This is a genomic window from Pelagicoccus sp. SDUM812003, assembly GCF_031127815.1.
Classification (GTDB): Bacteria; Verrucomicrobiota; Verrucomicrobiia; order Opitutales; family Opitutaceae; genus Pelagicoccus.
On record NZ_JARXHY010000001.1, the window covers coordinates 320,495 to 345,044 of the forward strand.

A 24,550-nucleotide genomic window follows, 5' to 3' on the forward strand; every position below is an offset into this window, starting at 1 on the left:
AAATCCCCCAAACGAAATGTCAGAAGAATTGAATACCCATTCGATGGACCGCAGAAAGTTTATCAAAAACAGCATGATCGCCGGCGGCGGCATCCTGATCGCCCCACGCTTCAGTTTCGCTCAAGGCTCCCCCAACGATCGCATCAACGTGGCTCTGGTGGGGCTTGGGGTGCAGGGCCGCGTCCTGCTCGACTCCATGCTCAACATCCCGGGGCTGCAGTTCCGCGCCGTTTGCGATATCTGGGAGTACAGCCGTACCTACGGAGAGCGCAAACTGAAGAAGGAGGGCTACGAGGTAAACGCGTATGAGAACATCGAGGACATGCTCGCCCAGGAAAAGGGCTTGGATGTCGCCATCGTGGCCACGCCTGACCTCTGGCACGCTCGTCACACCAACCTGTGTTTGAAGGCAGGTCTTCACGTCTATTGCGAGAAGATGATGGCCCGCACCGTGGAGGAAGCTCGCTCCATGGTAGTGACGGCCCGCGAAACCGGCAAGCTCTGTCAGATCGGCCACCAGCGCCGCAGCAATCCGCGCTACATCCACGCCTACGAAAACTTGATCAAGAAGGCCAAGATTCCCGGTCGCATCACCAACCTGAACGGTCAATGGAATCGAGCGGTCACCCCCGATATCGGATGGCCGAAAAAGTATGCCATTCCGGACGAGACGCTGAAGCGCTACGGCTACGAGGACATGCACCAGTTTCGCAATTGGCGCTGGTTCAAGGAGCTAAGCGGCGGACCGATCTCCGACCTCGGCGCTCACCAGATCGATATCTACAACTGGTTTCTCGACGCTCAGCCAAAGTCGGTTTTCGCCAGCGGCGGAGCGGACTACTATCCCAATCGCGAGTGGTACGACAACGTGATGGTCATTTACGAATACGACACCGCTTACGGTCCGGTTCGCGCCTTCTACCAGACCCTCACCACCACCAGCGCCGGCGGCGGCTATTGGGAGTACTTCATGGGCGACGAAGGAGCCATCAAGATGTCGGAGAATCCCAGCCTGAGCAAAATCTTCCGCGAGGAGCGGGCTCCGGATTGGAAGAAATGGGAGGATCTCATGTATCTGAAACAGACCGAAGCTCCCGCGCCCAAGGAAGATGGCAAGATCGACGTGCGCGAGACCGCGCCGTTGGCGGCTTTCGATATTCCGGTTGTATTGGATAAGCCACCACACCAGCCGCACCTGGAGAACTTCTTCGGCGCGGTGCGCGGAAAGGGCAAACTCAACGCGGACGTGGAGCATTCCTTCAAGAGCGAAGTCGGCATCTTCCGCGTGAATGAGGCGGTAGCGGCGAGCTCTGTGCTCACCTTTGATAAATCCGACTTCGAAGTCTAAACCATCTAGTATCCGAATAGGAAATACGAAATGAAAAAGAAACTCATAACACTTTCTCTCGCCACCGCGCTGGCGTTTCCTCTCTTCGCGGAGAAGGCGCCGATCAACCTTGAATTCCCTCCACCGTTTCTAAGCGGTACGCCGGTGCCGATCAACCTGCCGAATCTGGAATCGCCCGACGCCCCTCAGCCGGAGATCATGGCCCCAGCGGATATCGAAAACATCGCGTACGAAAAGGAAGTCACCTCCAGCGACGACTTTCCCATCATCGGCGAGCTGGAGCTGGTCACCGATGGCGACAAGGAGAGCGAGGAAGGTTATTTCGTCGAGTTGGCCCAAGGGCTGCAGTGGGTTCAGATCGACCTGGAAGAGCCAGCGACCCTTTATGGGATCGGCGTTTGGCACTTCCACACTCAAAAGCGAGCTTACGTGGACATGGTGATTCAGGTATCGAACGATCCTGAGTTCGAAGAGGGTGTGACCACGATTTTCAACAACGACCACGACAATTCCGCTGGGTTCGGCGTCGGCAAGGACATGGCCTACATCGAGACCAACAAAGGCAAGCTGATCAATGCCAAGCAGGCGACCGGTCGCTATGTTCGATTGTATTCAGATGGCAATACCAGCAACGAGATGAATCACTACGTCGAGGTCGAGGTGTTTGGCGTCTACTAAAATAAAGACTCTCCTTTTTTTAGCGCTTACGTTAGTAATGGTGGGCGTCGCGGCGACCTTGCGTCATCGCGACGCCCATTTTCGCATGTACCATGCGGACGAAGGGGTTCAGTCCTATCAGGCTTGGCGTCTGATAGAGGAAGGCGACTATCGCTACGATCCGGCCGAACACCATGGACCGCTGCTCTATTTCGCGACCGAATGGGCTGCTCCGTTTCTCAAAGACGAGGCGGGAGCCCTCAGCGACGCCTCCATGCGTCGCATCCCCATGGCGTTCAGCTTGGTCACGCTGCTTTTCGGAGTGCTTCTCCTTCGACGCTACGGAAGCGGCGCAGCGCTGCTGTGGGGCTCCATCTGCGCGATCGCTCCATTGGCTGTAATCTACGGGGCGTATTACATTCAGGAGAGCCTTTTGGCGTTCTTCACTCTCGCCGCATTGTATTCGCTTTTTCGTTACTTGGAAAAAGGGACCTGGCCAAGCTCTCTAGCTTTGGGAAGCTCGCTCGGACTGATGCACGTGACGAAAGAGACGGGCTGGATTCACTTCTTAGCGATGGTGATTGCAGCGACGCTGCTGCTTGTCGTATCGAGAAGTCGATTGGCCCGAGGGGTCAATCTAAAGCTCGTGGCAACGCATGCTGCTGCAGGACTCGCGATAGTGGCGGCGCTTCACGTTCTGTTCTTTTCGTCCTTCTTTTCCCATCCTAGCGGTATTGTCGATGGCGTTGTATCCTTTTTTCACTACGCCGAGCGTTCTCAAGGTCAGGGGCATGAAAAACCGTTTCTTTTCTATCTGAGCTTCTTTTTGCCCAGGACGCTGGAGGGAATCGCTTGGGGCGAGCTATTTCTTCTGATGGCGATTGCGGGTGGAGCGGGCGCTGCGCTTTATTTCGATCGAAAGGCGAAAACGGAAGCGGCTCGCTTCCGCCTTTTCGTGTGCTTGTTTTCGCTCGTTCTGGTTCTATTGTATTCGCTGATTCCCTACAAGAATCCTTGGTTGCTCTTGACCCCATACTTGGGGCTCGCTTATGTGGCTGCGAGCGGGGTGATGCGCCTTTCGGAGCTCACGTTGAAAGGGCGGCGCCTAGGAGTCGCTTTGGCGACGGTCGCTACTGCCCTTTGCCTGGGCGAGTTGTGGATTCGCTGCGATCTAGCGGTGAATCGCTATGCGAGCGCCTCGCGCAATCCCTATTTGTATGTTCATACCACGCCTCGATACGAGCGACTGCTCGAGCGCCTGGATCGGCTTGAACGGGCCTACGGCCGGGAGACGCTAGCGCTCGGGGTGTACGCTCCGGATGGAGCATGGCCCTTGCCCTGGCACTTACGGGATTGGGAATCGGTCGGCTACTGGAGGACTGTCGATGAACGACCGGAACTCGATCTTGAGATTTTTGACACGCGCCTGCTCGACGCTGTCGAAATGGGGGGCGACGATGAGGCTCTGTGGGAGTTGCACGGTTTGCGGCCGAACACCCTTCTTGCCCTTCGGGTGACGAAGCCTTTCGATAGGGCGTTGATTCAAAGGGAGGAGTAGCGTCGCGATGCTTAAAATAAAGGAGGATGCCAGCCAGCACCGCTTTCGCCACGAAGCGATGGCTACGGAAGTGCAGCTTTGGTTGGGCGGCGTGGATTTCGAGTACGCCAAGCAGGTCGCCTATGAGTGCTTTCAGCGTATCGACGAAGTGGAATCCAAGCTCAGTCTGTATCAGGAAAGCAGCGACGTGACCCGAATAAACCGAGCGAGGGCGGACGAGGTGGTGACGGTTTCCAGCGAGTGCATCGAATGCTTGCAGCTGGCAAGTCGCGCGAGCGCCCTGAGCGGTGGATTGTTCAATCCGTTTCTGGGACGAGAAGCGTTGTTCGCGAAGGGAAACGCTCCATCGTTTCTTTCGCTTGGCGAGCGGGTTGCGGGGCGCGGCGACTTGGCGGCGATCGAGATTGACCCGGCAACGCGTCGCGTGAGGAAAGGGCTCGATGGATGGTTGCTCGACTTGGGAGGCGTGGGGAAAGGGTACGCTCTCGATGCGTGTATCGAGATTTTGGACGATTGGGAGGTCGAGGTATCTTTATTCAGTATCGGCGGCAGCACGCTGCTGTTTCGCTCGACCGATCGGGGCGAACGTTGGGAGGGTACGCTTGGCGATGCGTTCGACTTTTCGATAGGGAGAGGAGCTCTGGCTAGTTCGGGACTGGGGTTCCAGGAGGAGCACATCATCGATCCCGCTAGCGGACAAAGCGGCTGCCTCTGGTCGCGCTCCTATGCGCATGCAGACTCCGCGGGACTGGCTGACGCGATGAGCACCGCCGCCATGCTGATGCCCTTGGAGCGTATTCAAGCTGCCAATTCAGGATCGAGCCCAGTCGCCCTGGCGGTGGAGGATGAGGAGGGGCGTTTGATCGAAGGCAGTCGTTTCGTCGAAGCCTTCGACCCTCTCCGTGGTCGCGATGAAAAACCCTAGAAGCGCGGAGGCTTCTAGGGTCGGTTAGATTAGTGAGGGGCGGGGGAAATCGCTTCTCTTGGAGTCCTTTAGCGCAGGGCTTCCAGCTTGTTGTGTCTGACGAGATAAAGGGCCGCAGCGGTGATCATCAAATGTATGGCGAGATCGGATACGCTTTTCCCATCTCCGAGCAGCATCTGTCCGTAGGCGAGCGAGACGAAGGTCAACGCGAACAGAGCGAGCACGTACTTCGTCTTGATGCCGAGCAAAAGGAGGACTCCGAGGATGATCTCGACGTAGCCGATGGTGTAGGCGTAGGGGACGACCAGGAAGCCTGGCAGGTTGGTCTTTTCGGCGAAGGTGCTGGTCATCCAAGGAATGACGCCTTGGTAGTAGTTTTCGAAGGAGTAGCCCTCTTCGCCTTTGAATTTTCCTAGTCCGGCGAGGATGAAACGAAGGCTGAGGAAGAGGCGCAGGGAGATGATCGCCCAGCTTTCGGCGGACCAGTAGAGGGGAGAGCCGTTGCGGGTAGGGGATTTGCGAGACATAAGCGTTTCAGGTTTGGGTTCGAGATCGAACGGTCGCAGGGTGATTCAAGGAACTGGCCGTTCTCAGCGGAAGGTTGTTTGGGGATGGAGGATTGCGCGGAGGCGGCTGCGTCAGGGGCGAAGCCAGCCTTGGGTGAAAAGGGCGTTCTTCACTTCGTCGTTCTCGAAATGGAACCATTCCTTGCGGCTGAGGCGCCGCATGAAGTAGGTGACGACGGTGGCGGTGTTGACGATGAAGAAGGAGTAGAGCAGGGCTGGCCAAAGGATGGTGTTGGCCATTTGCTTGTCCGGAAAGCTGAGCAGGATGATGGCGAAGGCCAGGGGACCGTTCTGGATGCCCGTTTCCAATGCGACGGTGCGGCAACGTCGGCGGTTCATGCCGAGGAAGCGGCTGAAGTAGTAGCCGAAGAGGAATCCGCCAAGGCCCAATCCGATGCTGGTGAACAGAATCGAGGCGTCGCTGTTGATCATGCTGTCGAAGTTGCGCGGGAGCCAGCTGAGGATGAGAAACAGGATGACGATGATGCCCAGAGCGGCCCCGGTTTCCTCCATGTTCTTGGCCCATCGCTCGCTCTTGTAGCGTAGATACATGCCGCCCGCTACCGGCAGCAGGCAGGCCACGAGGGAGAGCATGACGCTTTTTATGTCCACCCGTAGGTTGTCCGCTTCGAAGGGCGCGGTGTAGACGGTGAGTAGGATAGGCATCGCTAGCAGAGCGGCTCCGGTGGTGATGGAGCTGAGCGAGATGCTGAGGGCGAGATCGCCTTTGGCGAAGTAGTTGAAGAGGCTGGAGGTGGTGCCGGAGGGGCAGCAGGCGACGATGATGATGCCGATGGCCCAGGCGTTGCTCATTTCGAAGAACTTGGCCATGCCGAAAGCGAGGGCCGGCATGATGAGGTACTGCGAAAGGAAGCCCACGATGACCGCCTTCGGGTTTTTCAGGGCCTCTTTGAAGTCCGTGGTGGAAAGCGAGCAGCCCAGCCCGAACATGATGAAGAGGATCATCGCCTTAAGGAGGCTTTCTTCCAGGGGGGTAATCATAAGGGGATTCGTTCGAAACTAGGAAGCGCTTCAGGGTTTTCCAGAAAATAATGTGTCGGTAGTGGCTGTGTCCGAGCGGCTTGCGCGGCGCCAAAGTCCTTGCGCTAAGGGAATTTGCTAAAAATCCGCGACGCGAAGACGATTAGCAATGCAATGAAACGCGTCTGCATAGCGGCGTTGGCCTTCGCCTGCGCTTGCATGGGCAAGGAATACCAGCCCAATGAAGTGGAGATCTCCTACCATCGCCTGGAGGTCTACCAGCTGGCGCGCGACTACGTGGTGGAGACCTTCAATCTGATCGTGCAGGAGGAGAGCGAGTTCAACCCGGTGCGCTTCAATTCGCATGGTGTCTGGGGCAATTTCGAAGCTCGCATCAAGGAGCTCGGAGACGATCGTTTCGAGGTGCAAGGTTGGGTGACCGCCCTGGGCCACGACAAGGCCCAGATTCGCTGGACGGTGCACTTGCGCTACAAGCTGGTGGACCCGGAGGCCTGGCGCTACTTGAAGATCGGCCAGACGGTGGAGAACGACCCGGAGTATCTCGGATGGAAGTTTGGCGAGTACCGCAGTCTCGACTACCAGGCGGACTACGCGCCGAACTTCATCGCCATGCACTACGGGGATTCGAAGAAGAAGCGCTAGGGCTGCCTTTCGTCTAGCCGTTCGCCGGATCGAAACGCGGCTGGCGTGATGGGGCGGGAAGCCTAGTTGGCGATCGAATCGCGAAAGGAATCGATAGGGAAGTTCTTCCCTGGGCAGAGGGTGTGCTTGGGGTGGATCAGGGTGTGGGTGGTGACGCGCGAGGCAGGCACGCCGGCGCGGTTCATCAGGTACCTGACGAGGGCTTCCAGCTGATCCAGCTGCTGGCGTGTGGGGCGGTTTTTTTGGAAGTCGCCCACTAGGCAGATGCCGATGCTGATCTGGTTCAGGGCGTAGCTGGAGAGGTGTCCGCCTTGGATCTGGCGTTTCCAGCGATCGCCGATGTAGATCTCGCCGTCCTTCATGCCGTTTCCGTTTCCGATCACGAAGTGGTAGGCGAGCCCGTTTTCCATGCGTCGCTCTTCGCGGTGGAATCGGTCCATGCCCTTGGGGGTGCCGGTGCGCGTGCCGCTGTGGTGGATGACGATGTGCTTCCACTGGTTGGACTTGGTGCGAATGGAGGCCAGCGTCTTTTGCACCGATGGATCGAGAGTCGGGTAGTGCCCGCCAGCGTGGACGTGCATGCCAGGGGTCGCCGGGACGCGAATCACTTGGCCTACGCGAATGCGGCTCGGGTTTCGGATGTCGTTTAGGGAGGCGAGCTGGGAGGGGCTGGTCCTGAAGCGTTGGGCGATGTCGGAGAGGCTGTCGCCGTTGCGGATCCTGTAGTCGACGTACTGCGGTTCGCCGCTGGGGATGGAGAGGGTTTGCCCCACGCTGATCAAGTCCGCATCGGAAATGTTGTTGGCGGCCTTGAGTTGGGCCAGCGAGACTCCGAAACGCTGGGCGATATCGGAGAGGTTGTCCCCTTTTTGGATGGTGTAGGAGGAGATTTGGGCGCTGGCGATCGGGGCGCTGGCTCCGGGGATGACGATGGTTTGCCCGACCACGAGCTTGTTGGGATTGATGAGGCGGTTGGCGGACTTGATGTCGGAAAGGCTGACTCCGAAGCGCTTGGCGATGTCGGAGAGGTTGTCTCCACTTCGGATGGTGTAGCTCAATCCGTTCGCTGGCCCTTCGCTCTGGACTCCCGGGATGACGAGGGCTTGTCCCACTTGGAGGCGATTAGCGTTGGGGATATTGTTGGCCGCTTTGATCTCGTCCACCGTCACCCCGAAGCGTTTGGCGATATCGGAAAGGTTGTCGCCTTTTCGAATGATGTAGCTGGCTTCGCTGGGGGCGGCGATCGGGATGACGAGCCGTTGTCCGACGCTTAGCTGATCGAGGTTTGAGAGAGCGTTGGCTTCGGTGATCGCTTCTACGGTGATATTGTAGGCCTGGGCGATTTCGGTGAGGGTCTCGCCGCGTCGCACGCGATGCTCCGTGGCCGCTGCCGCGCTGGCGCAGAGCAGGGCGAGGCTGAGAGTCGCGTATGCGAAGAGTCTGAACATTGGCTATTTCGCGGCCTGCAGGGTCTTTTTCTCTTTTTTCAGGACCTTCTTGAGCTTACCCCAATCGTCGCGCCGCACGATGTAGCCGACGCAGTTTTTCGACCCGCAGCGACAAGGGTGGTCGCGCCAATGTTCCAAGGCGTAGCCGTAGTCGAAGGTGAGCTCCTCGCCTTTTTTGATGGTTCGCAAGGCGACCAGCCAGATTTCTCCTTCTACATCCTGAGCTTCGCAGTTGGGATCGCAGGAGTGATTGGCCAGGCGGGCGATGTTCCAGTCGAAGTTGCCGTCGATGTCGTGCTTGTCGTCGATTTCGAAGATGTAGACCGAGCCCACGCCTTCGGCTTGCGACTTGTCGTGCTGGTCCACTCCGCGCCGGTTGGACTCCTTTTTCGTGATGCGTTCGCCGAGGTACTGGATGATGTACTCGTCCTTGGGGATGCGCTTGGCGGCGAAGAGTCCTTGGTTGTGGATGGAGGAGCTTGCGGTGGCGACGTAGGGAAAGTCAGGCGGCTGGTTGTTTTCGTCGAGACCGATGAAGACGGGCTTTTTCTTTCTCTTAGCTTTCTTTGCTTTGGCGTCTTTGCCCATGTGCGGATCAGGAATTAGCGGCTTGGGAGTCGTTGTTTCTGGCTAGCTGAGAGGCGGTTAAAGGCAATCACTTTCTGTCGGCTGCTCTCGCCGCGCAGGATGCTGATCTGGTTTTTGGATACGCCGATTCGTTTCGCCAGAAAGGAGACCAGGGCCTTGTTGGCCTTGCCGTCTTGAGCGGGGGCTTGGATGCGTATCTTCAGGGTCTGCTCGTCGATCCAGCCGACGAGTTCGCTTTTCGAGGCGTTTGGCTGTACCTTGACGTGCAGGATGAATGGCTCTGGATGGGAACATGTCATGGGCGGGCGAGTCAGCTGCAGAGCGAGCGGCCGCTTGGCTGCGCTGCACACTGGGTGCTTGCCTTATGGAGGGCGATTCAATTCTTAGATAGGGAGACGTGGGAAACAAATGATGAACAGCAAGCTGAAGAAGGAACCGAATTTCATCGAAAAGAAGCGGCAGTGGAAGAGCAGCATGGAAAAGCCGCTGGGCCGCCGCACGTTGATCATGGTGCTGCCCGCTCTGGTGCTTTGCGTCTTCGTCATGATGTCGGCTCCGTACATCAAGCTCATCGTGGAGAAGGTCATGGAGCCGGGCGAGCGGTTGCACCTTACGGCCCCGCTGAATTTGAAGGACGAGCCGGAAGCCCCCGTGAAGGAGGGGCCGCCGCCGAGCCCTGAGGAGGCCATGGCGAAGTTCTACCAGGACCAGTACGATCAGGAGGGATTCGACTGGCGCAGCAAGCCTCAGGTGGACGGACCGGATCTGAACTACGCGAAGGAGAAGCCGGTGGAAGTCGCTCCGCTGAATGTGGACTTGCCGGTCACGGTGAGCCAATTGCGCAATTCTTCGGCCCAGGCGTCCCGCGAGGGCGAGCCTGAAGCGTCGACTGCCCCGCAGGTCCAGGAGTGAAGGGCCCGGCGGAGCTTCGCTGGGACGCTCGATAGCGCGAAGAAAGCCCGCTAGACGAGTAGCGGGCTTTTTGCTGATTCAGCTAGGAGGAAAGGATTGGTTTGGCGGGCGTCTAGCAGGCGCTGTACTTGCCTTGCAGTACGAAGTCCGCCCGTTGCAGGCTGTCGCTGACGTCGGTGACCAGATTCCAAAGCGTTTGCTCTCCCTCGCCGAGCAGATTGAGCACCAGCACGTCTGGGCCCAGGGCCTGGTCGGGCAGTTCGTCCACCTCGCGCACCACGCCGGTGATCCATTTGGAAAGGTTGAGCAGGCAAGCCATCTTGCCGGTCGTCTGGCAGTCCAGAGGCGAGTATTGGAAGCGGATCGGATCGGTGATGGAGGAGGGAAGCCCCCAGTCCGCCAGCAGGGCGTAGCTCAGACCGGACAGGTTGAAGCGTCGCAGGCGGTTGTTGAGCTCGCCGTAAAGGTCCTTTTCGAGCGCCGGTTTCCGGTAGGTCGGTTCCGACTCGAGAATCGATTGTCCGAGCGAATGAATCAGACCGATGGCGTAGGCGCGCTGCGCGTCGAGACGGTGCTTTTCCGCTAGGTTTTCCATGCAGACGGCGCAGGTGACGGCCCGTTTCCAAGCTTCGGTGGTGTAGGAAAAGGCTTCGCGCTCGGTCGTCGCAGGATAGGAGAAGAGGCCCAGCAGGTCGTACATGCGCTGAAAGCCGATGGCGGTGGCTGCCTCTTCGATGCTGGCGTAGGATTCGGTGCGGTCGCTTGATAGCTGGTTCGCTTCGCGCAGGATGCGGGTGGCGAGCAGCGGCTCCAGGCGGATCAGGGAAATGATCTCGTCCGGGTTTACGTTTCCTTCTGCGATGAAGGCGTGCAAGCTCTTGCCAATACGATGAGCGGGGGAAAGTCGTTCGAATCGTTGCTGAAGGTCATCAACTGTGGGATTCAGTGGGTCCATGCCCATTGGTTTCGCCAGCAAATGCTTCCCTTGAAGCGACTTGAGAGAGAAGAGGTAATCAAGCTCAGTGGGCCGCTGCGGGCCTTGCGGTCGCTCGCGTTTTCCCGTAGCTAACCTCCTCTATGCTCTGGAGAGTAGCCTGCTCTATTTTCTGCAGGGAAACGCCTCCCTGTCGCTGGCGACTGGTCTCCGCTCTACATGAGGGTGATCGAGCGATCTTCCACCATCTCCTTCAGCGTGGTCAAGTGGCCGCGAATGAGGCGCAGGTAGCGCAAGTCGGTGTCCTGCAATTCGATGCTTTTGCCCATCGCGAAGCCGGCGATGATGGCGAAGAGCTTCCGATTTTGACTGACCGGGAGAATGATGAACGAGCTGACCTTGCCCGCGTTGTCGATCCACTCCGGCAGCACGGATTTTATTTTTCCGGTGTCGGTGTTTTGGATGAGGATATCCTCGCGTCGGGCGAGGCAGATGCTGAAGACGTCTCGTTTCTCCGGCGCCACCACCGGGCGGTTCTTGATGCGACTGAAAAGGGGACCGATGCCGAAGCGCGCCGAAAAGCAATGGGTATCGAACTCTTCGCGCATGAAGACAAGGCAGTCCTCGATATCGATCGCGGTGGCGATGGCCTTGATGACGCTTTCGTACATTTCCTTCTGCACCACGGTGGAGCCGGGCACCAGTTTGGAGGAGATGGCTTCGGAAGCCTTCTGGTAGGACTCCGCTGAGTGCTCCGCCCTTTCCTCGCTATCCATTTCAGCGACGGTCTTCGGCCTCTGGCGGCGCTTGACGATGGAGGAGGCGGGCGGCTGGGGAAGCGTTTCGCCGGCCAGGCGAGCCTTTAGCTTGCTGGTGGCGCCGCCTTTTTCCTCGCTGACGCCGATGAGCTGGTTGAGCTGGTTCAGGTCCTCCTCGACCTCGATCATGGCCTGGTTGATGGTCTCTAGGCTGATCGGGATGGTTCGGCTGAACTTGGCCAGAATGTCGCTGAGCTGAGCATTGAACTGCTCCGGCCCGACGCTTTCGTCGAAGGCGAGGCTGCTGACGTTTACCGCGAACTCCGCCATGAGCATGATCTCGTCGTCGGCGCTGGAAACGCTGCGTTCCAGGACCTCCGGCGTCACCTCGCGAAGCGAGGCCATGATGCTCTTGGGCAGGTTCGTGCTCTGCAGCAGGTAGCGGCCGAGGGCGAGCGGCGTCAATCCGAACACTTCCTTAAAGGCGTCGTCGTCTTGCATTTCCAAGGCCAGCGACCGGGCTTCTCGATACTTGTCCACGATGAAGGTCGACATGAGCAGCTTGCCGTAATTGCGCAGCGAGGAGCAGACGAAGAGCAGCTCGGTGTCCACCGAGGTCCCGCTTTCGGTCGCCAGTCGCTGGGCCAGCATGCCGCTGCAGACCGAGAGGGCGGCGATCTCCCGTTGCTCGTAGGTGTTGAGGCTTTGACCGGCGTTTTCGGCCAGCATGAGCGAAATGGCGAGGTTGCGGATCTTTTCGAATCCGACGGTGTGGATGGCTTCGGAAATGGTGTGGATCGGCGTGCCGCTGGGATTGAACCCCATGGTGTTGGCGGCGCTGATGACCCTCTCCGTGATGGTGGGGTCGCGGCCGATCAGCTGGGACAGTTCGGAGATGGAGATGCTGAAGGCCTTGTTCGCCAGCTCTTGGATGATCTGTATGATTTCGCTGATCGCGGACGACTTGTCGTCGTCGAGTGCGGCCTCGATGGCGGCGATCGTCTTTTTGGCGAGCGGATTTGACATGGGCGGGTGTGTGGGCGCGGAACGATGAGGAGGTCGACGCCGGTCGGTGCGTTGCTGGTGGGAATAATCAATCGGCTTTCGCCAGGATTGCCATTCGATTGACAGCATTTACAAAGCCTTATCAAGAGTCGGGTCGAGCTTCAAAGCGTGGATTGGGGCATTTTGCGGGCAACAATGAGTCGCTCAACTTGTTGTTGCATTGTTGCTTAAATATCGCTCATAGTGGGACTTCAAAGGGACCCCGCTAAGGTGTCTCCGTTTTTTTTTATGGGAAACGACATTTGGATAGCGATCGCTTCTTTGCTCATCGGCGCCACCGCGGGGTATGTCATTTTGCTGCTTTCGATGCGTCGAGCTCGCCGGCGAGCGAAGGAGGAGGCGGATGCGCTGCTCGATATATCCCGACGGAAGGCTGAGATCGAAGCGCTCGAGGCGCGGGCCAAGGTCGAGCGCGAGATCGAGGGGTTGCGCAGCGATTTCGAGCGGGCTGAGCAGCGTTCCGAGCTGGAGATCGAGATGAAGCTCAAGGAGATTCGCTCTCACGAGGAGTCGCTCGGCTCGCTGGATCATCAGCTGCAGCTTCGTCAACGCCAGATCGAGAAGGAGCTGGAGGAGGTGCAGTCCAGTCGTAGGAACTTGTCCGAAATGACGGCGAACCTGCAGCGCACCATGGCCAATCTCGCGTCCATGGACGTGGCCGAGATCAAGAAGGCTCTGCAGGAGCAGGTGGAGATGGATTGCTCGGAGGAGCTCAAGAAGCTGCGTCGCGAGATCATGGAGCGCTCCGAGGCGGAAATCAACCGGGAGGCCAAGCGCACTGTCCTGGCGGCCATGCAGCGCATCGCCAGCAAGCCCAACAACGACATCACCGCCGCGGTGGTGCAGCTCCCCAACGACGAGATGAAGGGGCGCATCATCGGCCGGGAGGGTCGGAACATCAAATGCTTCGAAACCGCTACCGGCACTACGCTGCTTATCGACGAGTCGCCCAGCATCGTTATGGTGTCGTCCTTCGATCCGGTTCGCCGCGAGATCGCCAAGGTGGCCCTCGAGCGCTTGGTATCCGATGGACGCATCCACCCCGCCACCATCGAGGAGTTCGTCGGGGAGGCCCGCAACGACGTGGACCAGATCGTGGAGGACGCGGGTGACGCCGCGGTGCAGCAGTTGAAAATCTCCCGCTTGCACCCGGAGATCATCACATTGCTGGGCAAGCTCAAGTTTCGCACCTCCTACTCGCAGAACGTGCTGGAGCACTCGGTGGAGGTCGGCTTTCTGGCCTCGATCATCGCCTCGGAGCTGGGGCTCGATCCCAACATCGCCAAGCGCGCGGGCTTGCTGCACGATATCGGCAAGGCCATCGACGGCGAGTACGAGGGCAGCCACGCTATCGTAGGCAGCGAGTTCGTGCAGGCTCGCGGCGAGCACGGCATCGTGGTCAACGCGGTGGCCGCACACCACGAGGAGGTGCCGCCGGAGTCGCTTTACGCAGGTGTCGTCATTCTGGCGGACACCATTTCAGCGGTGCGTCCCGGAGCTCGAGCGGAGAGCATGACGGCCTACATCGACCGTTTGAAGGTGCTCGAGAAAGTGGCCAAATCCTTTCCCGGGGTCAGCACGGCCTACGCCATACAGGCCGGTCGCGAGGTGCGGGTCATCGTCGATCCGGATCGGGCCGACGACGAGCAAGCCCGCGATCTCTCCCGAAGGATCAGGGACGAAATTCAGGAAAAGCTGGATTTTCCCAGCTCGATCCGGGTCACCGTGGTGCGCGAGCAGCGCTTCGTGGAGACGGCCAAGTAGCGGCGTTTCGCGACGTTGGGATCGAGCGGAGGGCGTGAGCGCTCGACCTGGTTTCTCCGTCTAGACTTGGGTCGCCAGCTTGGACACCAGGTCGCTGATGGCGGCGGCGAGTTTGGCGCCCATCACCACGTTTCCATCGTGTCCCGCGATGTGCAGTTTCACCGCGAGGGGCTTGATGGACTCGATAGTGGCGAGGGCCTCGGCGTTTCCGGAAGCGTTCTTTTCCAGCTGAACCAAGGCCGCTGTGATCGCCACCTCCAGGTGATGGAACTCAACCGCTTCGCCCGCGTCCGCCGCTTTCACAGCTTCGTCGGAAAGCATCTGCAAGTGAGCGACCAAGGTCGGCTGGTCGAAGCTGACGATGTCGGCGGTTTCCCAAGCCTTGGTTTCTCGCGGCTGGGAGTGCACGTCGTCGTAGGGCGATTCGGCGCAGGCTCCGAGGAGCAGGACCGCGCTGAGCAAGGCTAGGAAAGAGGCGGTTTTGAAATGGGAGGTCATCTTGGCGGAAAGGGCTTAGGTCGATTTCCAGACAGTCTATTGATTGAGAATGTTCATCACAGACTCGTGAAGATCCGGATTTGTTGCGACGCATGACTCGCCTTTTGCAGGGTTGTCGCCTCGCCAGTCGGTGATGACCGCTCCGGCTCCTCTCAAAATGGGCACCAAGGCCATGATGTCCCAGGGATTCATGATCGGGTCGAGCATGATGTCAGCCTTGCCGATCGCGACCAGGTAGTAGCCGAAGCAGTCGCCCCAGGTGCGGCAGAACTTGGTTTTCGCGAGCAGCTCCTCGAAGTTCGCCCCGTTCTGGTGCTTGGCGATGGATTGGATGTCGGTGGTCATGACCAGCGCATCCTTCAGCGGAACGTTGCTGCGGGCTCGGATCGGTTTCCCGTTGGCGAATGCCCGCGCGTTGTCACCGGATAGCCGCCTCCGCACGCCCGGATAGTTGATGCTTCCGTAGAGCGGCTCTCCGTCCTTCAGCAACGCGATCATGGTGCCGAAAAGCGGGGTGCCGGCGGCGAAGGTCTTGGTGCCGTCGATCGGGTCGATGACCCATTGGTAGTCGGAAGCGGCGTTCTGCGATCCGAATTCCTCGCCCATGATGCCGTGTTCGGGGTAGAGGGTTTCGATGGCGTCGCGAATCATGGTTTCCGCTTCGCGGTCCGCGGCGGTCACCGGCGTGTCGTCGCTCTTGGAGATGACTTCCAGGTTGGGGTCGTCGAAGTAGGCGAGGATGATGCGCTCGCTCTCCTTGCAGAGCTTGGCGGTGAAAGTGTCGAATTCTTCGAATTGCATAGCTGGATTGACTGTGGGGCTAGGGGAAGGGGGAACAAACACAAAAAAAGCGTTAGTTGAGCAGAATGGACCGGTCGACCATTGCCAAGAAGAGAAAAATCCATTTGCTGCTAGGTCATGGATCCTTTTTGGGACGAGCTGCCAATCCATGTCATCGACTTCGAAGGCGGTCCGCATTGCGGCATCGTGGAGTTTGGCGTGGTGACGCTCAAGGGCACGCGCATCGTGGACGCCGCCACCCGTCTCTGCCGTCCCAAGGCTTCGATTTCGCGCAAGGAGCAAGCGACCCATGGGATTGGAAACGAGGACGCCAAGCGCTGCCTGCCGTTCGCCCAGGAGTGGGATCGTTTCGCCAACCTGCGCGAGACTGGTCCGCTGGCGGCGCACTTCGCGTCGGCGGAAAACTCCATGATCAAAGCGGTCTTTCCCTACGCTCGACTGTCGGATTCCTGGATGAGCGACGATCGCAAAGTCGCTGAATGGGGGCCTTGGATCGATACGGGCTATGTGTATCGAAACTATGGCGACGATGGTTCCTCGCTGAAGCTCGAGGATTTGGTGATGCGGTGGGAGCTGCAGCGCGAGCTCGACGAGCTGGCTGCCAAGTACTGTCCGGAGAACCGTAGCCGCTACCATTGCGCCCTCTACGACGCACTAGCGAGCGCCTTGCTGCTTCTTCTCTACTGCAACGAATTGAGCGATGGCAAGCCGACCGTTCGGCAATTGCTGGCTGAGAGCCAAGGCAGTTCGGCCCGCCGCGAGAAGTTCGAGCAGCAGCAGCTGTTTTAGGTTGGCTCCTCTTTGGAATCGGGCGGAGTATCGCCCTCAGGTTCGATCCGTAGCGTCGACTTTGGAGTGGTCAAATCAGGAAAGAGGGCTTTGAGTCGCGCTCATGTGCCAAGTCAGTTGCGTTTATCATGATCGAGCCCAGCTAGGGGAAGGCGTTCTTTGGAGCGAGCGGGAGCGAAAGGTCTACTGGGTGGATATCGAAGGACATCGCGTTTGTCGCTACGATCCGGATACAGGAGCAAACGAATCGGTCGCGGTAGGGCAGCAGGTTGGCGCGGTAGTCGAAGACGCTCAGGGCGGGTTGGTGGTCGGTCTTAAGGATGGGCTCTACCGTTTGGATTTCGGTACCGGGCGCCTTGACAAAATGTGCGACCCCATGAACGGCGATCCGGAGAACCGTCTTAACGACGGAAAGGCGGGACCGGATGGCAGGCTGTACATTGGCGGCATGGGACCGGATAAACAGCAGTCGCTCTACCGCGTGGAGCGTGATGGACGTCGCTTTGAAGTTATCGAAAACGGTCTCACCATTTCCAATGGGCTGACCTGGAACGCTGATGCAACTCGCTTCTATTTCATCGACAGTCCGCAACGCGTGATCTGGGGCTACGATTTCGATCGGACTGCAGGAGCCATCTCGAATCGCCGAGTGGTGGTGGACGCGACTGGGGAGGATTGCGTTCCCGACGGCATGACCATAGATCAGGAAGGAAAGCTGTGGGTGGCGTTTTGGGAAGGATGGGGCGTGCGTCGTTATGATCCGGATACGGGTGACCGCATGGCGGAAATCAAACTCCCCGCATCGCGAGTCACGACGTGTTGTTTCGGTGGTGAGAACTTGGATACTTTGTACGTTTCGACCGCCAGCATTGGCTTTGAGGAAAGAGACTGGCAACGGGAGCCTCAGGCAGGCGGGTTGTTTGCGGTGAAGCCTGGGGTGAAGGGACTGCCTCCGAATCTCTTCCGCCACGACTAGCGGGCCCCCCTTTCAACTTCGTTTCTTGCTCCGAAGGCTGCTGCGAACTGGGGTGGCTCGATGGATAGTCACCTATCACCTCACCTGGCACGCTATCGCCGCCACCTCGCTCGCGAAGCGATCTCCTCATCGAAGCGAGCCCGTTTCGAGCAATGGCTGCTCTGCTATTCGCTCTTTTGCGAGCGTCGCGATCTGGCCCCCTACGACCTGGAGGCGAGAGGCGCTTTCCTGCGTTTTCTCGAGGAAAAGCAGCGCGGCGCCTTTCAAGTGGATCAGGCGAGGAAGGCGATCGCGCTCTTTTTTCAGATGATGGAGAGTCGCAGCGTCCCGTCGGCTCAGCGCGAGATGCCGCTGGACGACCGGTCGCAGAAAGAGGCGAACGATGAGGCGTGGGAAGAGGATATCGGTCGGCTTTGCGAAGAGATTCGCCGGCGTCATTACTCTCCCAATACGCTCCGCACCTATGCGTTTTGGCTGCGGGCTCTGCAGGCCTTTTTGCATGGGAAATCTCCGGACCGGGTGGACGCGGGCGACGCAGCCCGTTTCTTCACTCATCTCGCCTGCCGTCGCGGGGTGTCGGCCTCTACGCAGAATCAAGCCTTCAGCTCCTTGCTCTTCGTTTTTCGCTATGTCTGGAAACGGCCATTCGAGGGCTTCGACGGAGTGACGCGAGCGAAGCGAAGCCGCTACATCCCCACCGTGCTTAGCCGTAGCGAGATCGATCGAGTGTTTGAGCGGCTGGATCGCGCCCATCGTTTGATGGTGGAGCTCTTGTATGGCTGCGGATTGCGACGCTTTGAAGTGGTGAACTTGAGGGTGGGCTGACTCAACTTTGCGCAGCGAAGGGTTACGGTGCACGATGGCAAGGGGAGGCGGGACCGAGTGGTGCCCATGCCCGAATGTCTAGTAGAGCGTTTGAGCGATCAGGTAAGGAGAGTGCGGATACAGCTTGAGAAGGATGTGGCGAGTGGCTTCGATGGAGCGTATCTGCCGACTGGACTCGGTCGCAAGTTTCGCCATGCCGCCAAGGAGCTGCCATGGCAATGGCTCTTTCCCAGGCGTCGCTTGTACCTGGTGCCAGAGACAGAGGAGTTGAGGCGGATCAACGCTCACCCCAAGAAGCTGGGAGAGGCCATCCGGCGGGCCAGTCGAGCGGCGCGTTTGACGAAGCGAGTGACGGCCCATTGCTTTCGTCACAGCTTCGCCAGCCATTTGCTGGAAGCGAACTACGACATTCGCACCATTCAGGAGTTGCTGGGGCACAGTTCGGTGGAGACCACCATGGTGTACACGCACACCCTTCGAAGCAGGACCAAAAAAGAGGCGGAAAGCCCGCTCGACTTCAACGATTATTCCGCCTCGGCAAGCTGATCCGATATTTCGGACCACTCGTCGTAGGCTTGCTCCAAGCGTTTCTTGTTCGATTCGTAGGTGGACAAGACCGTTTGGGCGCGATCTCCGTCCTTGTAGAAATCGGGATCCGCCATTTGCTGTTCGTATTCGGAATTCTGAGACTCGAGATCGGCAATCTCCTGCTCGAGCCGCTTGGCCTTGTCTTTGAGCGGCTTCAGCTTCGCTTGAAGCTGGGCCCGCTGGCGACGTAGCTCCTTGGGATTCTGAGACGCGTTTTTAGTCGAGCTAGTCGATGCGGACTCCTTGTTCGGGGAATCGCGTTCAAGATCGACTCGATTGGATTCGATGCGTCGCAGATAATCGGATACGTTGCCAGGGTGGAGTTGGAGGCCGTCTTTTCGGACCTCGAGCACCTTGGTGACGATCGAATCGACGAAGTCGCGGTTGTGCGAGACGATGAGAAAGGTGCCGGGGAACTCGTCGAGCGCCCGGCGGAGCACGTCCTGGGAACGAATATCCAGGTGGTTCGTCGGTTCGTCGAGGATGAGAAAGTTCGCCGGTTGGACCAGCATCTTGGCCAAAGCCACGCGGTTGCGTTCGCCGCCGGAGAGGACTTTCACCTTTTTGAAGACTTCGTCGCCTTGAAAGAGGAAGGAGCCTAGGATGGTGCGCAGCGATGTGTTGTTTCCGGTTTCCGCGACGCGCTCTATGGTTTCGAATATGTCGAGCTCGGGATCCAGCTCGTCGGCTTGGTGCTGGGCGAAATAGGATATGCTCGTATTCGAGCCTACGATACGTTCACCCGATTGGAAGGGCTCCACCCCGGCGAGAATCTTGGCGAGAGTGGTCTTGCCGGCGCCGTTGACGCCTACCACGGCGATGCGATCTCCGCGCTCGATGCGGATATCGGCCCCTCGGATGACGTTGAGGTTTCCGTAGGCCTTGCAAAGGTTCTTAGTCTCGATGACGATTTGTCCGCTGCGAGGCGGCGTGGGAAATGAGAAGGCGACCTGATCCTGCTCTTGCTCGATCTCGATGCGATCGACTTTCTCAAGAGCTTTGATGCGAGACTGCACCTGTCGCGCTTTGGTGGCCTTGGCTCGGAAGCGCTCGATGAAACGCTCGGTCTTCGCCAGCTCCCGCTGCTGCTTGGCGTAGGCCTTTTCGAGTTGGGCCCGCCGCTCCACGCTTTGTTTTTCGTAGTATGAGTAGTTGCCCGAATAGACGGTTAGCGTGCCTTGGTAGACCTCGAAGGTGCGAGTGGTGAGGGCATCGAGAAAGGCTCGGTCGTGAGAGACCACGAGGATGGAGCCATGGTAGCGTTGGAGGAAGCCTTCCAGCCAGGATTGAGATTCGACGTCGAGGTGGTTGGTCGGCTCGTCGAGCAGGAGCAGGGAAGGCTGGGCGAGCAGCAGCTTGGCGAGAGCGATGCGCATCTGCCAGCCCCCGGAGAATTCTTCGGTCTGGCGCTTCAGGTCGGAGGACTTGAAGCCCAGTCCCAGCAAGGTTGATTCGATGCGAGCTGGAATTCTGGATACGTCCATGTCCTCCAGCTGTAGCTCCCATTCTCCAAGAAGCTCCAATGTCTCCGCGTATTCTGCGGATGAGGAATCCAGTTTCTGAATACGCAGATTGGCTTCATCGATACGCTTGTTCAGATCGATCACGGTTCCGAAGGCGCTCTGGACTTCGTCGAACAAGGCTTTGCCATGGGCTGCGATGCCGTCCTGGGGCAGGTAGCCGATGGTCACGTAGTTCGCCTTGTCGATCGAGCCGTCGTCGTAGGCCTCTTTCCCGGCGATGAGCTTCAGCAGAGTGGTCTTGCCGGCTCCATTGGCCCCGACCAGACCGATGCGCTCGCGAGCGCCGATGGTCGCGGTCGCTTTGCGGAAGAGGTAGCGTTCGCCGTATTGAAGGGTGATGTTCTGCAGGGTGATCATGTGAATCGCGAACTGAGAGTGGTGGAGAGGGATTGGCCGGAGGGCAAGGGGATCTTGCCTTCCGGCCCAGCGAGGTTTTTCTAGGGAGCTGCCATGATCTTGAAACGCTGTTACCTCGTCCTCCTGTTCGGAGGCTTCGCTTCGCTGTCCTTCGCGGATGGCGCCTTCGGGCAACTTGGAAATCGCTGGCCGTCTCCCAGCGAGGCTCGTCTGGCTTCCGGGGCGCCCGGGCCAGCCTACTGGCAGCAGGAAGCCAACTACCGTATCGAAGTGGAATTGGATGAGCGGCGCTCGATGATAATCGGGAAGGAGTCCATCGAGTATGTGAACCATTCGCCGCACGACTTGAGCTACCTCTGGCTGCAGTTGGACCAAAATATGTTTTCCCGCCAGTCCAAGGGCGTGTTGAGCGATCAGGGTCCGAATTTCGAGGGGAAGCCCGAGGAGCCGAGGGAGGTCTTGGATCGCGACTTTCGCGAGTTTCTCTACCAGCGCGACTTCGAAGGCGGACATCGCCTCGGGGCGGTGACGGACGGAGGCGGAGCTCCGTTGCCTTTCGCGATCGTGGAAACGAACATGCGAGTCGACCTGCCGGAGCCCTTGAGCAGCGGAGAATCGATCGTGCTCAAAATCGATTGGGAGTATCCGATCGTCGATGAAGCCTTTGCCCGCAGAACTGGACGCAAGCAGCTGGAAGGTGGCGACTACGTGTATCAGATCGCTCAGTGGTACCCGCGCATGTGCGCCTACTACGACGAGGAGGGCTGGCAGGTGAAGCCATATATGAATAAGGGGGAGTTCGCCCTTGAGTTTGGCGATTTCGAGGTGTCCATCACGGCGCCGGAGGATTTCGTGGTCGCCGCGACGGGAGAGCTGCAAAACGAACGAGAGGTGTTGAGCGGGCAGCAGCGTAGCCGCCTGGAGGCCGCTCGTGAGAGCGACGCTCCGGTGATGATTGTGACCTTGGAAGAGGCAGCCGAAAGATTGGAAAGTCCAGCTGAAGGGAAGCGGACTTGGCGATTCAAGGCTGAGAAGGTGAGGGATTTCGCCTTCGCCGCCTCGCGCGGCTACGCTTGGGACGCCATGGCGGTGGAGATCGATGGAAAGTCGGTGATGGCGATGAGCGCCTACCCACGAGAAGCGGCTCCCCTTTGGAGTCGCTACTCGACCGAGGCGATCGCGTTGACGCTCGATGTGTATTCGGATGTCGTATACAACTATCCTTATCCTGTCGCTTGGTCGACTTGGGGGCCGGTTTACGGTATGGAGTATCCGATGATTTCGTTTCAGTCCAGCTGGGACATCGACGAGGAGGAGACCTATCCGGAGCGGGTGCGAAACTATGTGATATCCGTCATCGTGCACGAGGTGGGACACAACTGGTTTCCCATGATCATCAACAGCGACGAGCGACAGTGGATGTGGCAGGACGAAGGGTTGAATTCCTTTGTCGAAGATATCGCCACCACTCGATTCGATCCACGGCTTAGGGAGGCCTACCGCCGCAGCGTGAAGTCGACCATCGATCGCATGGATGGCTCCAAGGATCCTGCGATTATGGTGGCGGCCGACAACTTGACCTGGCCCGGCTATCAAGCCTACAGCAAGCCGGCTCTGGGGCTGACCCTGTTGCGGGAATCGATCCTGGGCGAGGAACTGTTCGACTTCGCCTTTCAGGAATACGCCCGTCGCTGGGCCTTCAAGCGTCCGACGCCAGCAGATTTTTTCCGAACAATGGAAGACGCTAGCGGGACGAACCTGGACTGGTTCTGGCGAGCGTGGTTCTACGGAACCGATCATGTGGATTTGTCTTTGGAATCGGTAGAACTCTTTCGACTCGACGATGGCGATCCGAGCGTGAGCAAGGCCTGGGACAAGCAGGAGCGTTATGAGAATCCGGATACGCCGATGATCGCCCGATTGGAGGGCGAGACCTACTACGCCGCGCGGAAGGAGGAGCTGCAGGACTGGTACTACGGCTACGACGAGTTCGAGGTGCTGGAGAAGGATGTGGAGGACTATCAGTCATCGCTGGAAGACCTGGAGGATTGGCAGCGTGACCTGTTGCAGTTCGATGGGAGGATCTATGTGGCCACGGTGAAAAATGTGGGCGGCATCCCGATGCCTATGGTGTTAGACGTCACCTTCGAGGACGGATCGGAGCGTCGCCTAGAGATCCCGGTCGACATCTGGCGACCTGGAAAGAGCTCGGTCCGCGTACCGATCATTGCGGAAATGCCGGTTGTCAGCGTTGAGCTTGATCGAGCGAACGCCTTCGCAGACTCCGACCTTGAGAACAATGTATTCCCTAGACCGATACGAGAGGGCCGCTTCAAATTGAAGCAGGACGAAAAGGAGGACAATCCGATGAGGGAGGCCTTGTTCCCTGACAAGGACGAGGAAAAGGCGGAGGAGCCGGCGGAGCGGTAGTTTGGCGTCTTTCGAGGGCGACCAAGCTACGCTTTAGCGGAGCTCTCTTTTCCACCGCGGGTAGTCTCTCTCCAGAAGCTTGCGAGGCCAGTAGCCGTACCAGGCGTAGCCGCTACGGCGTTCGAGCGAGATTTCCGCGTAGCTCGAGACGCGTTGGCCTTTGCGGGTGGCGAGAATCGGCTGGTTCGTATTCAGGTCGTAGAAGCGGGCCCATATCGGAGGAGCGTCGGCGTCGCTGACCAATCTGGGGTCGACTGTCGCGGTGTGATAGGTGAACGGTACGGGCTCGATTTCGGGGCGTTCGATGCGAATGCCGCTAAGGGCGGAACGCTGGAACCAATCGATAGCGCCTTCGATGGCGTCGACGACTTCCGGATCCGGATTCTCGATGCGCATCAAGTACTCCACGACGGCCACGCTTTCCCAGGCCACGATGCTGGGGAGCTCGAAGGAGCGTCCGCGAGTCGGTTGCAAGGTGGCGACATCGTATTGCCCTGCCCAGGCGGTTCGCTTCCCGTCCTGAACGACTTGCAGATCGAGCATCAGGCGCTCGCCTTTTTCGACCGCATCGCCACAGGCTTCGATAAGGTCCCGGTCTTCGATCCATTCGAACGGCTTCGCGGCGTCGCGAACTTTTTTGAGGACTGAAAGCACGCCCGGCATGACTTCGTCGGCGAAGGTGATGTGGCCGCGGTAGGAGTCGTTTCGGGGCGGAGAGTGGGTGAAGCCTCCGGAAGCAAGTTGAGCCTCTAGGATGAAGCGAAGCCCTTCGAAGACCGCTTTGCGGTAGCGTTCGTCATTGAGAGCCTGATACGCGTGGGCGAGGTATTCGATTTGCGAGTACGTGTTCCGATTGTCGAAACTGGTATCGTCGAGCTGCTTTTCGTCTAAAATGGCAAGACGTTCCTGCGAGCTCAGAATGCGCAGGGGATCCTCGTTTTCCTTCCAGCCGCCATTCGATCGCTGGTAGAGCAGCAGGTTGTCGCTGATGGCTTCGATATCGTTCAGCGCGTGGCGTGGGTAATCGTCTCCGTGTCGATTCTGCCAGTGATGGATGGCATCGGAGAATCCGTCGATAGGAATGACGATGTCCTCTGCCCGAATCTGGCAGAGCGAGATCGCAAAGATGAAATAGGGTAGGAGTCGCATGGGGCGTGCGGAGGATGAAGGAGGTTCATTCGAGCAAGGATTTGGCCGCCTCCCACGGAAGGGTGGCGCAGCGGATGCGACTGGGAAAGGCGTGCACGCCAGAGAGAGCCGCAAGGTCGCCTTCGAGCTTGAGCGATTCGATGTCGTCCTTGAAATTGGATACGAAGCGCTTTGCCAGTTCGCCAGCTTGGGCCGCTGTCTGGTCGTTGAGCTCCTTCGCCATCATGGATGCCGATGCCACGCAGATGGAGCAGGCCTGGGCGGTGAAGGAGACGTGCAGGTGCTCGTTGTCTCCAGTTTTTAGGTACACGGTGATCTCGTCCCCGCACAAGGGATTTCTAAGCGTGGCGTTGCGAGCGTCTTCGAGCTCGTGGTTGCCGTGTGGGCTCTTGCTGTGCGCGAGCAGCGTTTCCTTGTAGAGCTGTTGCAGTTGCGGGTTCACCGGCG

Annotated in this window: 23 protein-coding genes and 1 pseudogene; 12 read left to right on the plus strand and 12 right to left on the minus strand. The window is 58.8% G+C overall.

Annotation, left to right across the window (positions count from 1 at the left end; all coding sequences use genetic code 11):
- Window positions 1-16: 16 nt before the first annotated feature.
- Genes QEH54_RS01225 through QEH54_RS01240 form a run of 4 tightly spaced genes read left to right on the plus strand, consistent with a single transcriptional unit; the run spans window position 17 to window position 4,488 of the window.
- A complete protein-coding gene (locus QEH54_RS01225; RefSeq protein ID WP_309016789.1) occupies window positions 17-1,348 on the plus strand; it encodes a Gfo/Idh/MocA family oxidoreductase in 1,332 nt (443 codons plus the stop codon).
- Between the two features lie 30 nt (window positions 1,349-1,378).
- Window positions 1,379-2,026 carry a discoidin domain-containing protein gene (locus tag QEH54_RS01230; protein ID WP_309016790.1) on the plus strand — a complete coding sequence of 216 codons (648 nt, stop codon included), beginning with the start codon at window positions 1,379-1,381 and terminating at the stop codon, window positions 2,024-2,026.
- Window positions 2,027-2,063: 37 nt separating this feature from the next.
- On the plus strand, window positions 2,064-3,563 hold the full coding sequence (locus QEH54_RS01235) for a flippase activity-associated protein Agl23 (protein ID WP_309016791.1): 1,500 nt from the start codon (window positions 2,064-2,066) through the stop codon (window positions 3,561-3,563).
- A 7-nt stretch (window positions 3,564-3,570) separates the two neighbouring features.
- Window positions 3,571-4,488 (plus strand): FAD:protein FMN transferase, encoded by a 918-nt coding sequence (locus QEH54_RS01240; RefSeq protein WP_309016792.1) that lies wholly within the window; start codon window positions 3,571-3,573, stop codon window positions 4,486-4,488.
- A 68-nt stretch (window positions 4,489-4,556) separates the two neighbouring features.
- Here QEH54_RS01240 and QEH54_RS01245 read toward each other — a convergent pair whose 3' ends face one another.
- Both QEH54_RS01245 and QEH54_RS01250 read right to left on the minus strand, forming a co-directional pair.
- Window positions 4,557-5,015 (minus strand): DoxX family membrane protein, encoded by a 459-nt coding sequence (locus QEH54_RS01245; RefSeq protein ID WP_309016793.1) that lies wholly within the window; start codon window positions 5,013-5,015, stop codon window positions 4,557-4,559.
- A 111-nt stretch (window positions 5,016-5,126) separates the two neighbouring features.
- Entirely contained in the window at window positions 5,127-6,056 is a 930-nt protein-coding gene (locus QEH54_RS01250) for a bile acid:sodium symporter (RefSeq protein WP_309016794.1), read from the minus strand.
- Between the two features lie 153 nt (window positions 6,057-6,209).
- Here QEH54_RS01250 and QEH54_RS01255 point away from each other — a divergent pair, with 153 nt between their 5' ends.
- Window positions 6,210-6,698, plus strand: coding sequence for a hypothetical protein (locus QEH54_RS01255; RefSeq protein ID WP_309016795.1), 489 nt, complete (start codon window positions 6,210-6,212; stop codon window positions 6,696-6,698).
- Window positions 6,699-6,760: 62 nt separating this feature from the next.
- Here QEH54_RS01255 and QEH54_RS01260 read toward each other — a convergent pair whose 3' ends face one another.
- The 3 genes from QEH54_RS01260 to QEH54_RS01270 are packed head-to-tail and all read right to left on the minus strand — an operon-like array spanning window position 6,761 to window position 9,033.
- On the minus strand, window positions 6,761-8,146 hold the full coding sequence (locus tag QEH54_RS01260) for a LysM peptidoglycan-binding domain-containing protein (protein WP_309016796.1): 1,386 nt from the start codon (window positions 8,144-8,146) through the stop codon (window positions 6,761-6,763).
- Between the two features lie 3 nt (window positions 8,147-8,149).
- On the minus strand, window positions 8,150-8,734 hold the full coding sequence (locus QEH54_RS01265; protein WP_309016797.1) for an SET domain-containing protein-lysine N-methyltransferase: 585 nt from the start codon (window positions 8,732-8,734) through the stop codon (window positions 8,150-8,152).
- Window positions 8,735-8,748: 14 nt separating this feature from the next.
- Entirely contained in the window at window positions 8,749-9,033 is a 285-nt protein-coding gene (locus QEH54_RS01270) for a DUF167 domain-containing protein (RefSeq protein ID WP_309016798.1), read from the minus strand.
- Between the two features lie 109 nt (window positions 9,034-9,142).
- On the opposite strand from QEH54_RS01270, the gene QEH54_RS01275 reads away from it, so the two are divergent.
- Window positions 9,143-9,646 (plus strand): hypothetical protein, encoded by a 504-nt coding sequence (locus QEH54_RS01275; protein WP_309016799.1) that lies wholly within the window; start codon window positions 9,143-9,145, stop codon window positions 9,644-9,646.
- A gap of 112 nt (window positions 9,647-9,758) precedes the next feature.
- Here QEH54_RS01275 and QEH54_RS01280 read toward each other — a convergent pair whose 3' ends face one another.
- Window positions 9,759-10,601 (minus strand): HDOD domain-containing protein, encoded by an 843-nt coding sequence (locus QEH54_RS01280; protein ID WP_309016800.1) that lies wholly within the window; start codon window positions 10,599-10,601, stop codon window positions 9,759-9,761.
- A gap of 194 nt (window positions 10,602-10,795) precedes the next feature.
- Window positions 10,796-12,364 carry an HDOD domain-containing protein gene (locus QEH54_RS01285; RefSeq protein WP_309016801.1) on the minus strand — a complete coding sequence of 523 codons (1,569 nt, stop codon included), beginning with the start codon at window positions 12,362-12,364 and terminating at the stop codon, window positions 10,796-10,798.
- Between the two features lie 249 nt (window positions 12,365-12,613).
- Here QEH54_RS01285 and rny point away from each other — a divergent pair, with 249 nt between their 5' ends.
- The gene (gene rny / locus QEH54_RS01290; RefSeq protein WP_309016802.1) at window positions 12,614-14,167 is read left to right on the plus strand and encodes a ribonuclease Y; all 1,554 of its coding nucleotides are present in this window, start codon (window positions 12,614-12,616) and stop codon (window positions 14,165-14,167) included.
- 60 nt (window positions 14,168-14,227) lie between these two features.
- Here rny and QEH54_RS01295 read toward each other — a convergent pair whose 3' ends face one another.
- Window positions 14,228-14,665, minus strand: coding sequence for a hypothetical protein (locus QEH54_RS01295; RefSeq protein WP_309016803.1), 438 nt, complete (start codon window positions 14,663-14,665; stop codon window positions 14,228-14,230).
- 36 nt (window positions 14,666-14,701) lie between these two features.
- Window positions 14,702-15,466 carry a histidinol-phosphatase gene (gene hisN / locus QEH54_RS01300; protein WP_309016804.1) on the minus strand — a complete coding sequence of 255 codons (765 nt, stop codon included), beginning with the start codon at window positions 15,464-15,466 and terminating at the stop codon, window positions 14,702-14,704.
- 117 nt (window positions 15,467-15,583) lie between these two features.
- Between hisN and QEH54_RS01305 the strand changes: the two genes are divergently transcribed.
- The 4 genes and pseudogenes from QEH54_RS01305 to QEH54_RS01320 all read left to right on the plus strand — a co-directional run.
- Window positions 15,584-16,255 (plus strand): 3'-5' exonuclease, encoded by a 672-nt coding sequence (locus QEH54_RS01305; protein ID WP_309016805.1) that lies wholly within the window; start codon window positions 15,584-15,586, stop codon window positions 16,253-16,255.
- A 103-nt stretch (window positions 16,256-16,358) separates the two neighbouring features.
- Window positions 16,359-17,231 carry an SMP-30/gluconolactonase/LRE family protein gene (locus tag QEH54_RS01310; RefSeq protein WP_309016806.1) on the plus strand — a complete coding sequence of 291 codons (873 nt, stop codon included), beginning with the start codon at window positions 16,359-16,361 and terminating at the stop codon, window positions 17,229-17,231.
- A gap of 60 nt (window positions 17,232-17,291) precedes the next feature.
- Window positions 17,292-18,056 carry a site-specific integrase gene (locus QEH54_RS01315; RefSeq protein WP_309016807.1) on the plus strand — a complete coding sequence of 255 codons (765 nt, stop codon included), beginning with the start codon at window positions 17,292-17,294 and terminating at the stop codon, window positions 18,054-18,056.
- Window positions 18,057-18,068: 12 nt separating this feature from the next.
- Window positions 18,069-18,602, plus strand: a pseudogene (locus QEH54_RS01320) (tyrosine-type recombinase/integrase); the annotation flags it as partial.
- On the opposite strand, the gene QEH54_RS01325 reads toward QEH54_RS01320, so the two are convergent.
- Complete coding sequence (locus QEH54_RS01325) at window positions 18,581-20,524, minus strand: ABC-F family ATP-binding cassette domain-containing protein (protein ID WP_309016808.1); 1,944 nt, start codon at window positions 20,522-20,524, stop codon at window positions 18,581-18,583. The pseudogene QEH54_RS01320 and the gene QEH54_RS01325 sit on opposite strands and share 22 nt — an antisense overlap.
- Before the next feature lie 93 nt (window positions 20,525-20,617).
- Here QEH54_RS01325 and QEH54_RS01330 point away from each other — a divergent pair, with 93 nt between their 5' ends.
- On the plus strand, window positions 20,618-22,954 hold the full coding sequence (locus tag QEH54_RS01330; protein ID WP_309016809.1) for a M1 family metallopeptidase: 2,337 nt from the start codon (window positions 20,618-20,620) through the stop codon (window positions 22,952-22,954).
- Between the two features lie 33 nt (window positions 22,955-22,987).
- On the opposite strand, the gene pelA is transcribed toward QEH54_RS01330, so the two are convergent.
- Window positions 22,988-24,103, minus strand: coding sequence for a pectate lyase (gene pelA, locus QEH54_RS01335; protein ID WP_309016810.1), 1,116 nt, complete (start codon window positions 24,101-24,103; stop codon window positions 22,988-22,990).
- 25 nt (window positions 24,104-24,128) lie between these two features.
- On the minus strand, window positions 24,129-24,545 hold the full coding sequence (gene sufU / locus QEH54_RS01340) for a Fe-S cluster assembly sulfur transfer protein SufU (RefSeq protein ID WP_309016811.1): 417 nt from the start codon (window positions 24,543-24,545) through the stop codon (window positions 24,129-24,131).
- Between the last annotated feature and the right edge of the window lie 5 nt (window positions 24,546-24,550).